A 13,257-nucleotide genomic window follows, 5' to 3' on the forward strand; every position below is an offset into this window, starting at 1 on the left:
CCGTCGGACACGGTCCTCGCGGCCGCCGACCCGTCCACCGTACGGACCGCCCGCGGGGGTCCGCCAGCGGCGTGGGCGCTGGTCGGGGGCGCGCAGTAGGGTCGCGGCATGGCACTCACCGAGGACCCGCGCACCGCACCGTCGATCCGCTGGGGCATCCTCGGCGCGGGGGGCATCGCCGCCGCCTTCGCCGACGCCGTGCGGAGCAGCACCCGCGCCCCGATCGTCGCCGTCGGCTCCCGGGACCGCACCCGGTCCGAGCGGTTCGCCACCGCGCACGGCATCCCCACCACGCACGTCGGCTACCGCGACCTCGTCGAGGACCCGCAGGTCGACGCCGTGTACGTCGCCACCCCGCACTCCGAGCACCGGGAGCACGCGCTGCTCGCGATCGCCGCCGGCAAGCACGTGCTGGTGGAGAAGGCCTTCACCCGCAACGCCGGCGAGGCGGAGGAGGTGTTCGCCGCCGCGCGCGCCGCGGGGGTGTTCGTCATGGAGGCGATGTGGACGCGGTTCCTGCCGCACGTCGCCGCGGTGCACCAGGTCATCGACTCGGGGGAGATCGGCGAGATCGTCGCCGTGCACGCGGACCACGGCCAGTACTTCCCGTTCGACCCGGCGCACCGGCTGTACGACCCGGCGCTCGCGGGCGGCGCGCTGCTCGACCTCGGCGTCTACCCGGTGGCGTTCGCGCAGGACTTCCTGGGCGTGCCGACCCAGGTCCGCGCGGTCGGCGCGCTGACCGAGACCGGCGTCGACGGGCAGCTCGCGATCGTCCTCAGCTACGGCGACCGGACCCAGGCGGCGCTCACCACCACGCTCTGGGCCAGGACCCCCACGACGGCGGCGATCTCCGGCACCGAGGGCACGATCACGATCGAGGGCTCGTTCTACGCGCCGACGTCGTTCCGGGTCAGCCGGCGCGACGGCCGGTCCTGGACGTTCGACCAGCCGGTCGCCCACGGCCTGCAGTACGAGGCGGCCGAGGTCGCGCGCCGGGTCGCCGAGGGCGCGACCGAGAGCCCCCGGATGACCTGGGCGGACACGCTGGGCGTGCTGCGCACGATGGACGAGGTCCGGGCGCAGGTCGGGGTCGTCTACCCGGGCGAGTGACCCGACGGGCCCCGGCCGGCGCCGCGCGCGGGCCGGGGCCGTCGGCGGGGTGTGGGCGCGGGTGGATACCCTGGCGCGCGTGACGCTGCCCCACCCGCCGACGCCCGCGCCCCTCCCGACCGCGCCCGGCGGCCTGTTCGTGTCGTTCGAGGGCGGCGACGGCGCCGGCAAGTCCACGCAGTCCCGGCTGCTCGGCGAGTGGCTGGCGGGGCTGGGGCACACCGTCGTGCTGACCCGCGAGCCGGGCGGCACCGAGCTCGGCCGGGTGCTGCGCCGCGAGGTGCTGCACGGCGGGCACGTCGACCCCCGCACGGAGGCGCTGCTGTACGCCGCCGACCGCGCGCACCACGTCGCGTCGCTGGTCCGGCCGGCGCTCGAGGCCGGGTCCGTGGTGGTGACCGACCGGTACCTCGACTCCTCCGTGGCCTACCAGGGCACCGGCCGCGACCTGGGCGCGCAGGAGGTCGAGGACCTGTCGCTGTGGGCCACCGGCGGGCTGCTGCCCGCGCTCACGGTGCTGCTCGACCTGGACCCGGCCGCCGGGCTCGGCCGGCTGCGCGCGCGCCCCGACCAGCCGGACCGTCTGGAGAGCGCGGGCGACGACTTCCACCGCCGCACCCGCGAGGCGTTCCTCGCCCGCGCCGCCGCGGACCCGGGGCGCTGGCTCGTGCTCGACGCCGCGCGGCCGGTCGAGGAGATCGCCGCCGACGTGCGGGCCCGGGTGGCGGCGCTGCTGGGGTCGCCGGACGGCGCCGCCGCCGGCCCCGACGCGGGCGGCGCGCGATGACGACCGTCTGGGACGAGGTCGTCGGCCAGGAGCCGGCGGTCGCGACGCTGCGGGAGGCCGTGGCGGACCCGTCCAAGATGACCCACGCGTGGTTGCTCACCGGCCCGCCGGGGTCCGGCCGGTCCAACGCCGCCCGCGCCTTCGCCGCCGCGCTCCAGGACCCGTCGGGCGACCCGCGCAGCCCCGGGTGCGCGACCGTGCTCGCCGGCACGCACCCCGACGTCACCTTCGTGTCGACCGAGGGCGTCGTCATCCGGGTCGACACCGTCCGGCCGCTGGTCGAGCTCGCGCAGCGCGCGCCGTCCCAGGGTCGGTGGCGGGTCATCGTCATCGAGGACGCCGACCGGCTCAACGAGACGTCGGGCAACGTGCTGCTCAAGGCCATCGAGGAGCCGCCGCCGCGAACCGTCTGGCTGCTGTGCGCGCCCAGCCCCCAGGACGTGCTGGTGACGCTCCGGTCGCGCAGCCGCTCGGTCGCGCTCCGGGTGCCGCCGGTCGAGGCGGTCGCGGACCTGCTGGTGCGCCGGGACGGCATCGAGCCGGGCGTGGCCCTGGTCGCGGCCCGCGCGGCGCAGTCGCACGTCGGCGTGGCCCGCCGGCTCGCCCGGGACCCCGAGGCCCGCGCCCGCCGGTCCGCCGTGCTGCGGATCGCGCCGCGGCTGCGCGGGGTCGGGGACGCGGTGCTCGCCGCGGCCGAGCTGGTCGAGACCGCGCAGGCGGACGCGAAGGCCGCGACCGAGGAGCGGGACGCCGGCGAGCGGCGGGCGCTGCTGCACTCGCTCGGCGCCGAGGGGCTCACGACGATCCCGCCGGCGCTGCGCGGCCAGATCAAGCAGCTGGAGGACGAGCAGAAGCGCCGCGCCACCCGCGCGCAGCGGGACGTGCTGGACCGCGCGATGGTGGACCTGCTGTCGTTCTACCGGGACGTGCTGGTGCTGCAGCTCGGCGCCGACGTGCACCTGGTGAACGCCGAGCACGAGGAGGCGGCCCGGTCGATCGCGGAGTCCTCGACCCCCGAGCAGACGGTCCGCCGGATGGACGCCGTGGGGGAGGCCCGCACCCGGCTCGAGGGCAACGTCGCGCCGCTGCTCGCGGTCGAGGCCATGCTCATCGCGCTGCGCCCGCAGGCCTGACGTCCGGGGGTCCGGCGGGCCGTTACCGTGGTCCGGTGACTCCCGCCCCGGACGCCCCCAGCCGACCCGTGCCCGCGACCCGCCGCCGCGGGCTCGTGCGCGCCGCCGCCCTGGCCGCCGTCGCCGCCCTCGCGCTGGCGGGCTGCACCGCGCCCCGCGAGCAGTCCGAGGTGACCACCGCGCCCACCGCGGCCGACGTCCGGGGCCTGGACGCGATCTACGCGCAGGAGCTCGACTGGCAGGCCTGCGGCGACCTCGAGTGCGCCACGCTCGTCGTGCCGCTCGACTACGCCGAGCCCGACGGCGACACGATCGAGATCGCGGTCAGCCGGCACCCCGCGGCCGGGGACCGGCTGGGCTCGCTGCTGATCAACCCGGGCGGCCCGGGCTCGTCCGGCATCGACGCGCTGTCGTCGATCGCGCTGCCGCGGTTCGGCGAGGAGGTCGTCGACCGCTACGACCTGGTCGGCTTCGACCCGCGCGGCGTCGCGTCCTCCACCCCGGTCACCTGCGTCGACGGCCCGGCGATGGACGAGATCGTGTCCACCGACTTCGACTTCACCACCGACGCGGGCATCCAGGCGGCCGAGGACGCGTACGGCGCGTTCGGCGCGGCCTGCCTGCAGCGCACCGGCCCCGTGCTGGAGCACGTGGACACGGTGTCCGCCGCCAAGGACATGGACGTGCTGCGGGCGGTCCTGGGCGACGAGACCCTGAACTACGTCGGCTACTCGTACGGCACCCAGCTCGGCGCGACGTACGCGGCGCTGTTCCCGCAGCAGGTGGGCCGCCTGGTGCTCGACGGCGCGCTCGACCCGACGCTGTCCTCGCAGGAGCTCTCCGAGGGACAGGCGCAGGGCTTCGAGAACGCGCTGCGCGCCTACGTCGCCGACTGCCAGGCCGGCGCGGACTGCCCGCTGACCGGCTCCGTCGACGACGGCCTCGCGCAGGTGCGCTCGGTGCTGGACCGGGCGCGGAAGTCCCCGCTGCCGACCGGCACCGCGCGGCCGCTCACCGGCACGCTGGCGTTCAGCGGCATCGCGCTCCCGCTGTACGACGAGGAGTCCTGGAGCTACCTCACGATGGGTCTGGACGCGGCGCTGTCCGGGGACGGCTCCGTCCTGCTGCAGCTCGCCGACCTGTACTACGACCGGAACGCCGACGGCACGTACTCCTCGAACTCCACGTCCGCGTTCTGGGCGATCGGCTGCGCCGACGACCGCGGCACGACCGACGTCGCCGAGATGCGCGCCCAGTCCGCCGCGATCGAGGAGGTCGCCCCGACCGTCGGGTACTTCTTCGGCTACGGCGGCGTGATCTGCGCGCAGTGGCCGGTGCCCGAGGCGGGCGGCCTGGACGACTACTCCGCGGCGGGCGCCGCGCCGATCGTGGTCATCGGCACCACCAACGACCCGGCGACGCCGTACGCCTGGGCCGAGAGCCTGGCCGGCACCCTCGACTCCGGGCACCTGCTGACCTACGAGGGCGAGGGCCACACCGCCTACGGCCGGTCGAACGCCTGCATCGCGGACGCCGTGGACGCGTACCTGGTCGACGGCACGGTGCCGGCCGACGGGACCCGCTGCTGACGCCTCGCGGCGCTCGCTTTGGAGGACGCGCCGTCCGCCAGGTACAGTGTCCGTGCTCGTCCGCCGGATCGGTGGGCGCGCGCCGCCTTAGCTCAGTCGGCAGAGCGTCTCACTCGTAATGAGAAGGTCAAGAGTTCGATTCTCTTAGGCGGCTCAGCTGGAGGCCCGGGATTCCTCGCGGATCCCGGGCCTCTTGCAGCAGTCCGGACGGTGCCCCACCCGGTGCCGTCGCCCCCACCCTCCGCCGACGTCGTGCGGAGTGAGAGCAGTCATCAGATCATCACCCTCAGTACCCGCACCACCACCACCCCCGCCGAGACCGCGCCCGTCCAGTGGCGCCAGGCGGACGAGAACCTCTGGGCCGCCACCGCCGGCGGCGAGTACGCCGGGCTGATCGCCCGCGACGCCCGTGGCCACCACGTCAGCGACCACCTGTCGCGCCCCGTGGCCGTCACCCCCACCTGGGACGAGGCCGTGGCCGCGCTCGCCGCCGCCCGCCGTCCCGCCGCGCCCGCCTGCCGCGTGCGCGCCCACCACCGTCCGCGCCCGTCGTGGCGCGGCACCAGGAGCCGTGTCCGCGGCTCCGGTCCCCGAACGAGAGAAGACATCATGACCACCGGCACCGTGAAGTGGTTCAACGCCGAGAAGGGCTTCGGCTTCATCGCCCCCGCCGAGGGCGGCCCGGACGTGTTCGCGCACTACAGCGCGATCGCCTCCTCCGGCTACCGCTCCCTCGAGGAGAACCAGCAGGTCGAGTTCGACGTCACCGAGGGCCCGAAGGGCCCGCAGGCGGCGAACATCCGCCCGCTCTGAGCTGACGCGCGAACGCCGGCCGCCCCCGCTGGGGACGGCCGGCGTTCTGCTGCCCGGGGTCAGCGCGCGGCGTCGGCCCCGACGGGGTCGGTGCCGGCCGTCGTGGCGGCCGTGCCGGCGCGGGGCTGCGCGCGGCGGCCGGGGACGAGCGCGCCCGCCCCGAGCGCGGCGCCGGCGACCAGCACGGCGCCCGCCAGGCCCTGCCGGTCCGCGCGGCTGTCGGCGCAGGCGGTCACGACCTCGACCGTCTGGTCCAGCACGTCGTCCGACCCGGCGAAGGCCGGGCCGCAGCCGAACGACGCGAGCGGCATCGGGGCGGCGCCGAGCGCGAGGCCGCCGAGGACGAGGACCAGCGCCGCGACGCGGGCGGGGGTGCGGGACACGAGGGGCTCCGATCGGTCGGTCAGGCGGTCACCCCGGACCGTAGCCGGTCGCCGTCGTCGGTGCCGGCGTTCCGCGTCCCCCGTCGCGTCAGACCTGGCGGTAGCGCTGCACCAGCGGGCAGTCGAACGGGTTGCGGGCCGCCAGGCCCACGTCGTTCAGGTAGCGCACCACGATCGCGTAGGACCGCAGCAGCGAGGTCTCGGTGTACGGCACGCCGTTGCGGAGGCAGTGCTCGCGGACCAGCAGCCGGGCGCGGGCCAGGTGCGGGCGGGGCATGCTCGGGAACAGGTGGTGCTCCACCTGGTAGTTCAGGCCGCCCATGAGGGTGCTCATCGCGTGCCCGCCGGTGATGTTCCGGGACGTCAGCACCTGCTTGGACAGGAAGTCCAGCCGGCTGCCCTCGGGGATCACCGCCATGCCCTTGTGGTTCGGGGCGAACGACGCGCCCATGTAGACGCCGAACACGGCCAGCTGCACGCCGAGGAACGCGAACCCGATCCCGAGCCCCAGGAACCACAGCACGGCGGCGGTGTAGACGCTCAGGCGCACGACGAGCATCGTCAGCTCGAGCGTCCGCGCCCGGGACCGCTCCTGCGCGAGCAGGCTGCGGAACGCCGTCACGTGCAGGTTGAGGCCCTCGAGGGTCAGCAGCGGGAAGAACGCCCAGCCCTGCACCCGGGTCAGCGCGGCCATCACCCGGTTCTGCTTCGCGGCGTCGGCGTGCAGGAACACGATGGTGTCCGGCGCGATGTCCGGGTCCTTGCCCACGTGGTTCGGGTTCGCGTGGTGCCGCGAGTGCTTGGTCATCCACCACGAGTGGCTGATGCCGACGACGCCGTTGGCGAGGATCCGCCCCAGCCGGTCGTTCGCCGGGCCGGACGCCAGCACCTGCCGGTGCGACGCCTCGTGCGCGACGAACGCGAACTGGGTCAGCACGATCCCGAGGCCGCCCGCGACGAGCAGCTGGAACCAGGACCGCCCCAGCAGCACCGAGCCCGCGACCAGCCCGGCCAGCGCGACCCCGAGGCCCACCAGCAGCAGCACGTAGAACCCGGGCGTGCGGTTCAGCAGGCCGGCGTCGCGGACCTGCCGGGACAGCTCCTGGTACGAGCCGGTGGCGGCGGCCTGGTTCGGCCGGGCGGGGGCCGCGGTCGCGGCGGCGGGTGCGGGGGGTGTCACGAAGCGCGCTCCGAACGTGGGGGGTGGTCGACTTCCCAGCCGCGGGCGTGAGCGGGACGCTCGTCGTTCGGATGCGGCCACGCTACGTGACGGGGGCGCCCGGGACCCGGGGGCTGTCCCCCCGATCGCGTGTGGATGTCGGGGAGGCGCGGTAGGAAGGTCGCATGGAGCCGCGGATCAGCGTGGTGACGCTCGGCGTCACGGACCTCGACCGGCAGTGCGCGTTCTACGAGGCGCTGGGCTGGTCGGCGCCGCGCCGCCCCGACGGGGAGGTGGCGTTCTTCCAGGCGGGCGGGCTGGTCCTCGCGCTGTGGACCGGCGTCGCGGGCCGCGGCGCGCCGGGCCTGGAGCTCGCGTACAACGTCCGGGCTCCGGAGGAGGTCGCGCCCGTGCTCGACGCGGCGGCCGCGGCGGGCGGGTCCGTCGTGCGGCCGGCCGCCCGGGCCGAGTGGGGTGGGACGTCCGGCGCGTTCGCCGACCCCGAGGGCTACGTGTGGGAGGTCGCGCACAACCCGGACTGGCCGATCGCGGCGGACGGCTCGATCACGATGTGAGGCGCGGGCGCCGGGCGCGGCTACGCTGCCGGGCGTGCCGTCGTACCGCGTGACCCTGGGCGTCGGGCTGCTGCTCCCCGGCGTCGACCCGGCCGCGCTGCTGCCCGCCGCGGCCGACGCCGCCCGCGCGCTCACGAAGGTCGAGGCGCAGGACGTCGCGGTCGTCGCGGGGGAGGCCCGCGTGGTCGTCCGCTACCTGGCCGGCGACGACGAGTCCGCCGCCCGCATCGGGCGGCGCGTCGCGCACCGGGCGCGCGCGCTCGCGCAGGTGCACCGCGCGGCGGTGGCCCGGCGCGCCGGGCCGCGCTGGGTGCCGGTGACCGACGACCGGTGACCGACGACCGCTGACCGAGGACCGCTGACCGACGACCGACGACCGACGACCGACGACCGACGACCGCTGACCGCGTCGCCGGCAAGCCGCCCTCAGCCCCGCGCGCCCCCGTAGTGCGCCGCGAGCCGCGCGAACCCCTCGTCCAGGCTCACGGCGGGGGTCCACCGGAGGTCGGCGCGCGTGGCCCGCTGGTCGAACCAGTGCGCGGTCGACAGCTGCTCGGCGAGGAACCGGGTCATCGGCGGCTCGTCCGTGCCGGGGCGCAGGCGCCACACGGCCTCGACCACGCCGCCCGCCGCCCGGGCCAGACCCGCGGGGACCCGCCAGGCCGGGGGCCGCACGCCGCCGGCCCGGCAGATGCCGGCGAGCAGGTCGGCCACGGTCCGGGGCTCGCCGTTCGTGAGCACGTAGGCGTGCCCGTGCACCTCGGGCGCCTCCGCCCGGTCGAGGGCCGCGACGATGCCGTCCGCCGCGTTGTCGACGTACGTGGTGTCGATGAGCGCGGCGCCCTGGTCGAGCAGCGGCAGCCGGCCGCGCGCGGCACGGTCGAGGACGCGCTCGACGAGCTGCGTGTCGCCCGGTCCCCACACCAGGTGCGGGCGCACGGCGACCACGGCCGTCCCGCCGTCGGCGCCGCGGTCCCGGTCGAGGGCGAGCAGCTCGGCGGCGGCCTTGGTGCGGGCGTAGTCGCCCCGGGCGTGCGCCGGGTCGGCGGGCTCGGCGCCGACGCCGACCAGCGACGCCCCGCCGTGCGCGACCGACGGCGACGACACCTGGACGAACCGCCGGACGCCCGCGCGCTCGGCGGCGTCGAGCAGGGTGGTGGTGCCGCCGATGTTCACCGCGTCGAACTCCTCGCGCGGGCCGGCCAGCGAGACCCGCGCCGCGAGGTGCACGACCGCGTCGACGCCGTCGAGCGCCGCGGCGACGGCGGCGGGGTCGGTCACGGAGCCCGCGACGTCCCGGACCCCGGGCACCCCCGACGGACGGCGCTGCAGCGTGCGGACGTCCTCGCCGCGCCCCGCGAGCACGCGCGCGACGGCGCCGCCCAGCAGGCCGGACGCGCCCGTCACCAGGACCGTCACGGCGCCCCCACCGGGCCGCCGGACAGCACGCGCGACGCCCAGCCCGCGAGCCGGGTGCGGTCGATCTTCGAGTTGTGCCGGACGTCCGTGGGCATCCGCGGCGCGACCAGGACGGCCGCGAGCGGGACCGGGGCCACCGCGCGGACCTCCGCGGCCAGCGCCGCCGGGGCCAGGCCGGCGCGGCGCGGCGCGGCGTCGGCGGGCGGCTCCACGACCGCCACGGCCTGCTGCACGCCCGCGGGGCCGACGCCGACCACGGCAGCCCGGCGCACGCCGGGGACCCGCTCGACGTGCTGCTCCGGGCCCACCGGCGCCAGCGGGCCGTCGGCGGTGACGAGGACGTGGGCGAGCCGGCCCTCGATCCACAACCGGCCCTCGGCGTCGAGGTGGCCGACGTCGCCGGTGCGGTGCCAGCGCCCCGCGGGCACCTCGCGCCCGGCGGCGCGGTCGGTCAGCCACAGCCGGTCGTAGTGCTGCTTGAGGTGCGGGGCGCTGATGAGCACCTCGCCGAGCACGCCGGGGGCGTCGGACGGCGCGCCGGTCGCGGCGCCGTCGGCGTCGAGCGCGCTGACCAGCACCCGCCCGGGCCCGACCGGCCGCCCGACGCAGACGCCGGCGTCCGGCGCGCCGGCGGCCGCACGGATGCCGTCGAGCGTGATGTCCGTGACCAGCAGGCACTCGGTCATCCCGTAGGGGGTGTGCGGCTCCGCGGCCGGCATGAGCGCGGCGGCGGACCCGAGCAGGTCCGCGCTGATCGGCGCGCCCGTGGACAGGAAGGTCCGGACCCTCGCGAGCGCGGCGCGGTCGCCGGCGTCCAGGTCGCCGGCGGTGGCCACGACGTTGAGGATCGCCGCGGGCGACAGGAACACGATCGCCCCGTCGGCGGCGCGCACGGCGTCCGCGACCGCGCGGGCGGTGAGCGTCCGGGGCGCGGACACGTCCATGTCGGGCGTGACCGAGCGCGTGCCCAGCGCGGGCCCGAGCAGGGCGAACGGGGCGAAGCCGGTCACCAGGCCGGTGTCCGGCCCGACGTCGAAGTGCGCGGCCAGCACGTCCCGCAGCGCCGAGAGCTGCGCGTGCGTGTAGACGACGCCCTTGGCCGGGCCGGTCGAGCCCGAGGTGAACAGGATCGCCGCCTCGTCGTCGGGCCCGGGACCGGGCGGCAGCTCGTCGTCCCGGCCGGCGTCGGCGACGTCGACGAGCAGGTGTGCGACGCCGAGCGCGCGGCGGGCCGCGGGGCCGAGCGGGTCCGCGGCGATCCGCACGCCGGGCCAGCCGAGCGCGCGTGCCGCGAGCAGGCCCTTCGTCTGCCCGACCACCCAGTCGGGCTGGGCGCCGCGCTGCGCGCGGGTCAGGCCGCGCGGGCCGAGGCCGGCGTCGGCGACCACCACGACCGCGCCGAGGCGCAGGCAGGCGTACACCAGGGCGGTCAGCGTGGGACCGGGCTCGACCAGCAGCGACACCCGGTCGCCCGGCCGGACGCCGACCCGGCGCAGGCCCGCGGCGATCCGGCGCACCTGGCGGGCCAGCAGCCGCCAGGACACGGTGCGCGGACCGCCGTCGGCCGCCATGTCGAGCACGGCGGGGCCGGGGTCGTCGGCGCGGGCGTCGAGCCGGTCCCACAGCGGGGTCCAGGGGGCCGCGGCGCCGGCGGCGGGCGCGGCGCCGGCGGCCGGCGCGGCCGGTGCCCCGTCGCCCCGCACCTCCTCGCCCAGCCAGGCCAGCAGCGGCGCGGCCCAGTCCACGTCCTCCGCGACCAGGTGCCCGGCGCCCTCGTGCCGGTGCACGCGCGCGTGCGGCAGCCGGTCGACCAGGTCGTCCAGGTACCGGTCGCGGAAGACCGGGTCGCGCGGGCCCCACTGCAGCAGCGCGGGCACGGTCAGCCCGGCGACCCCGGCCGCGATCCGGCGCAGCTCCGGCGCGCTCGGGTGGTCGTGGTGCCCGGGGATGTCGGCCACGAAGCCCTCGACGCCGCCGCGGTCCTCGGCGTGCCGGTACGGCGCGCGGTACGCGTCGGCGACCTCGCGGGGCAGCGGCGGGTGCGCGAGCGCGAGCGTGGTCTCCAGGAACGCGGGCGTGGCCGAGGTCGCCAGGCGCAGCACCGGCCCGGCGGTGGCGGCGCGCAGCGGGGCCGGGATCGGCTCGCCGTCCGGGTGCGCGATCGCGGTGTTCAGCAGCGCGAGGCCGGCGAGCCGGTCGGGGTGGTCGACGGCCCAGCCCATCGCGACCACGCCGCCCCAGTCGTGCCCGAGGACGACGACCGGACCGGTCAGCCCGAGGGCGGTCGTGAACGCGTCGAGGTCGCGGACCCGCTCGGGCAGGGTGCGGTGCCGCCCGGTGCGCGCGGAGAAGCCCATGTCGAGCTGGTCGACGGCCACGACCCGCCAGGCGGGACCGCCCGCGGCGGCCGCGTCGAGCGTCGCGGGGATCAGCGACCGCCACAGGTAGGACCAGGTCGGGTTGCCGTGCACCGCGAGGATCGTGCCGACCGGCGTGATCCCGCGCGCGGCCAGCTCCGGGCCGGTGTCGAGGTGGTGCCAGGCGGGCTCGCCGACGCCGAGGCCGGTGTCGGGGGCGCCCGCCGGGAGCGGCAGCAGCCGGCTGGACCGCGGGTCCAGGCCGGGCAGCCCGGCGGGCGGGACGGAGGCGGGCCGGACGCGGAGCGGGGGAGTCACCAGGCGAGCTCCATCATCGCGGTGTTGATGCCGGAGCCGACGCCCATGAGCAGGACCCGGTCGCCCGCCTTGAGGGAGTGCTGCTCCTCGACCAGCGTGATCGGGATCGACGCGGGCCCGACGTTGCCGAGGTGCGGGAAGGTCGTGGGCACGCGCTTGCGGTCGAGGCCCACCGCCTTGACGATCGCGTCGGTGTGCACCCGGGACACCTGGTGCGTCACGTAGCGGTCCATCGACGACCAGTCCCAGTCGCGCTGGGCCCCGTGCCAGGCGTCGACCACGAGCTCCAGGCCGCCCTCGAGCAGCGCCCGGGCGTCCGTGAGCATCGCGTCGGCGCTGCCGACGCACAGGTCGTGGAACTTCGTGGCCGCGCGGGTCACCCCGCCGAGGACCCGGTGCCCGCCGGGGTTCTCGTCCGTCCGGCCGAGCACCGCGGCCGCCGAGCCCGAGCCGAGCGTCAGCGTCGCGAACTCCTCCATGAACTCCTCGCGGCCGACCTCCGGGCGCAGCAGCCGCTCGACGGTGGTCCGCTGGATGTCGTCGGCGTCCTCGCCGTTCACGACCACCGCGTACCGCACCTGGCCCGACTCGATCATCGTCGCCGCCAGGCTCATGCCGTTGATGAAGCCGAGGCAGGCGTTCGCCACGTCGAAGTTCACGGCGTGGCTGCCGAGCCCGAGACCGTGGTGCAGCCGCACCGCCACCGACGGCTCCAGGTGCTTGCGGGTCACGGACGTGTTGATCAGCAGGCCGACGTCGCCCGGGTTCACGCCCGCCTCCCGCAGCGCCGCCGTGCCCGCCGCGATCGTCGCGGTGTCGGCGTCCTCGCCGGGCCCCCAGTTCCGGCGCTCCTCCACCCCCGCGACGCGCTCCAGGACCGTCCGCGGCAGCCGCAGGCGGCGCAGGGCCGACCCGAGGCGCTCGGAGATCTCGGCGGACGTGGTGATGCGGCTGGGCAGCCGGCTCGCGACGGAGAGCAGCGAGACGTTGCCGAACCGGGTGGTGGCGTTACCGGACACACGGGCTCCAGACGGGCAGAGGACGAGCGGGGGCTCGCGGCGTACTGAGGGAGCCAGCATGCTGCAACCCGGCCACCGGCGCGCCACGAAGGTGCTGGTGCGACGGAGCGGACCTCTCTGCCGGGGGTCCGGGGCGGGGCACCACGGGGGGAACGAGCGCGGGATCCCGCGGGTTCCGGGCGCCGCGCGTGGTCTGGGACACGTCCCGGCCCCGCTCGCCCGGGGAAGCGCCGTCCCTGGTCGGCGGGCCGCCCGCGCCCGTAGGTTGGGCGCCATGACCGACGTGCTCGTGACCGCCGCCGACCTCGCCCGAGCGCTCGACGGGCCCACCCCGCCGCGGCTGCTCGACGTGCGCTGGTCGCTCGGCGGGCCGCCGGGGGTCGAGGGGTACCGGGCGGGCCACCTGCCGGGCGCCGTCTTCGTCGACCTGGACACCGAGCTGGCCGCGCCGCCGAGCGCCGCCGCGGGCCGGCACCCGCTGCCCGACGTCGCCGACCTGCAGGCCGCGGCGCGGCGCTGGGGCCTGCGCGCCGGCGAGCCGGTCGTGGTCTACGACGACTCCGGGGCCACGTCGGCCGCGCGGGCCTGGTGG

The 13,257-nt window shown here is 77.1% G+C and carries 13 protein-coding genes and 1 tRNA gene; 9 read left to right on the forward strand and 5 right to left on the reverse strand.

Going from position 1 to position 13,257, the window contains the following annotated elements; translation table 11 throughout:
• The first annotated feature begins 108 nt into the window (after positions 1-108).
• The 6 genes from VER05_RS06725 to VER05_RS06750 all read left to right on the forward strand — a co-directional run bounded on the left by VER05_RS06725 (position 109) and on the right by VER05_RS06750 (position 5,435).
• Positions 109-1,113, forward strand: coding sequence for a Gfo/Idh/MocA family oxidoreductase (locus tag VER05_RS06725; RefSeq protein ID WP_324844606.1), 1,005 nt, complete (start codon positions 109-111; stop codon positions 1,111-1,113).
• A 79-nt stretch (positions 1,114-1,192) separates the two neighbouring features.
• Entirely contained in the window at positions 1,193-1,900 is a 708-nt protein-coding gene (tmk, locus tag VER05_RS06730) for a dTMP kinase (protein WP_324844607.1), read from the forward strand.
• Positions 1,897-3,033 carry a DNA polymerase III subunit delta' gene (locus VER05_RS06735; RefSeq protein WP_324844608.1) on the forward strand — a complete coding sequence of 379 codons (1,137 nt, stop codon included), beginning with the start codon at positions 1,897-1,899 and terminating at the stop codon, positions 3,031-3,033. The genes tmk and VER05_RS06735 overlap by 4 nt, the downstream gene beginning before the upstream one ends.
• 35 nt (positions 3,034-3,068) lie before the next feature.
• On the forward strand, positions 3,069-4,622 hold the full coding sequence (locus tag VER05_RS06740) for an alpha/beta hydrolase (RefSeq protein ID WP_324844609.1): 1,554 nt from the start codon (positions 3,069-3,071) through the stop codon (positions 4,620-4,622).
• A gap of 81 nt (positions 4,623-4,703) precedes the next feature.
• Positions 4,704-4,776, forward strand: a tRNA-Thr gene (locus tag VER05_RS06745).
• 455 nt (positions 4,777-5,231) lie between these two features.
• Complete coding sequence (locus tag VER05_RS06750; protein ID WP_147796946.1) at positions 5,232-5,435, forward strand: cold-shock protein; 204 nt, start codon at positions 5,232-5,234, stop codon at positions 5,433-5,435.
• A gap of 59 nt (positions 5,436-5,494) precedes the next feature.
• On the opposite strand, the gene VER05_RS06755 is transcribed toward VER05_RS06750, so the two are convergent.
• Together VER05_RS06755 and VER05_RS06760 are read right to left on the reverse strand one after the other, a co-directional pair.
• Positions 5,495-5,818: a hypothetical protein gene (locus VER05_RS06755; protein ID WP_324844610.1), complete on the reverse strand. Its 324-nt coding sequence runs from the start codon at positions 5,816-5,818 to the stop codon at positions 5,495-5,497.
• 88 nt (positions 5,819-5,906) lie between these two features.
• Positions 5,907-6,998: a fatty acid desaturase family protein gene (locus tag VER05_RS06760; protein ID WP_414647571.1), complete on the reverse strand. Its 1,092-nt coding sequence runs from the start codon at positions 6,996-6,998 to the stop codon at positions 5,907-5,909.
• 164 nt (positions 6,999-7,162) lie between these two features.
• Here VER05_RS06760 and VER05_RS06765 point away from each other — a divergent pair, with 164 nt between their 5' ends.
• Complete coding sequence (locus tag VER05_RS06765; RefSeq protein ID WP_324844611.1) at positions 7,163-7,552, forward strand: VOC family protein; 390 nt, start codon at positions 7,163-7,165, stop codon at positions 7,550-7,552.
• A gap of 34 nt (positions 7,553-7,586) precedes the next feature.
• Positions 7,587-7,886 (forward strand): hypothetical protein, encoded by a 300-nt coding sequence (locus VER05_RS06770; protein ID WP_324844612.1) that lies wholly within the window; start codon positions 7,587-7,589, stop codon positions 7,884-7,886.
• Positions 7,887-7,978: 92 nt separating this feature from the next.
• Here the strand turns inward: VER05_RS06770 and VER05_RS06775 are convergent, their stop codons facing one another.
• The 3 genes from VER05_RS06775 to VER05_RS06785 are packed head-to-tail and all read right to left on the reverse strand — an operon-like array spanning position 7,979 to position 12,665.
• Positions 7,979-8,971, reverse strand: a complete 993-nt coding sequence (locus VER05_RS06775; protein WP_324844613.1) for an NAD-dependent epimerase/dehydratase family protein — start codon at positions 8,969-8,971, stop codon at positions 7,979-7,981.
• Complete coding sequence (locus VER05_RS06780) at positions 8,968-11,646, reverse strand: alpha/beta fold hydrolase (protein ID WP_324844614.1); 2,679 nt, start codon at positions 11,644-11,646, stop codon at positions 8,968-8,970. The genes VER05_RS06775 and VER05_RS06780 overlap by 4 nt, the downstream gene beginning before the upstream one ends.
• Positions 11,643-12,665: a 3-oxoacyl-ACP synthase III gene (locus tag VER05_RS06785; RefSeq protein WP_324844615.1), complete on the reverse strand. Its 1,023-nt coding sequence runs from the start codon at positions 12,663-12,665 to the stop codon at positions 11,643-11,645. Before VER05_RS06785 ends, VER05_RS06780 begins: the two co-directional genes overlap by 4 nt.
• Before the next feature lie 274 nt (positions 12,666-12,939).
• Here VER05_RS06785 and VER05_RS06790 point away from each other — a divergent pair.
• Positions 12,940-13,257 (forward strand): rhodanese-like domain-containing protein (locus tag VER05_RS06790; protein WP_324844616.1); only part of this gene is annotated, 318 nt, incomplete at its 3' end.

Source organism: Cellulomonas sp., assembly GCF_035634735.1.
Classification (GTDB): Bacteria; Actinomycetota; Actinomycetes; order Actinomycetales; family Cellulomonadaceae; genus Cellulomonas.

Bases quoted from the DNA above. Each gene is read 5' to 3' on its own strand.
- VER05_RS06725 (WP_324844606.1), top strand. From the start codon at position 109: ATGGCACTCACCGAGGACCCGCGCACCGCACCGTCGATCCGCTGGGGC.
- VER05_RS06765 (WP_324844611.1), top strand. From the start codon at position 7,163: ATGGAGCCGCGGATCAGCGTGGTGACGCTCGGCGTCACGGACCTCGAC.
- VER05_RS06735 (WP_324844608.1), top strand. From the start codon at position 1,897: ATGACGACCGTCTGGGACGAGGTCGTCGGCCAGGAGCCGGCGGTCGCG.
- VER05_RS06750 (WP_147796946.1), top strand. From the start codon at position 5,232: ATGACCACCGGCACCGTGAAGTGGTTCAACGCCGAGAAGGGCTTCGGC.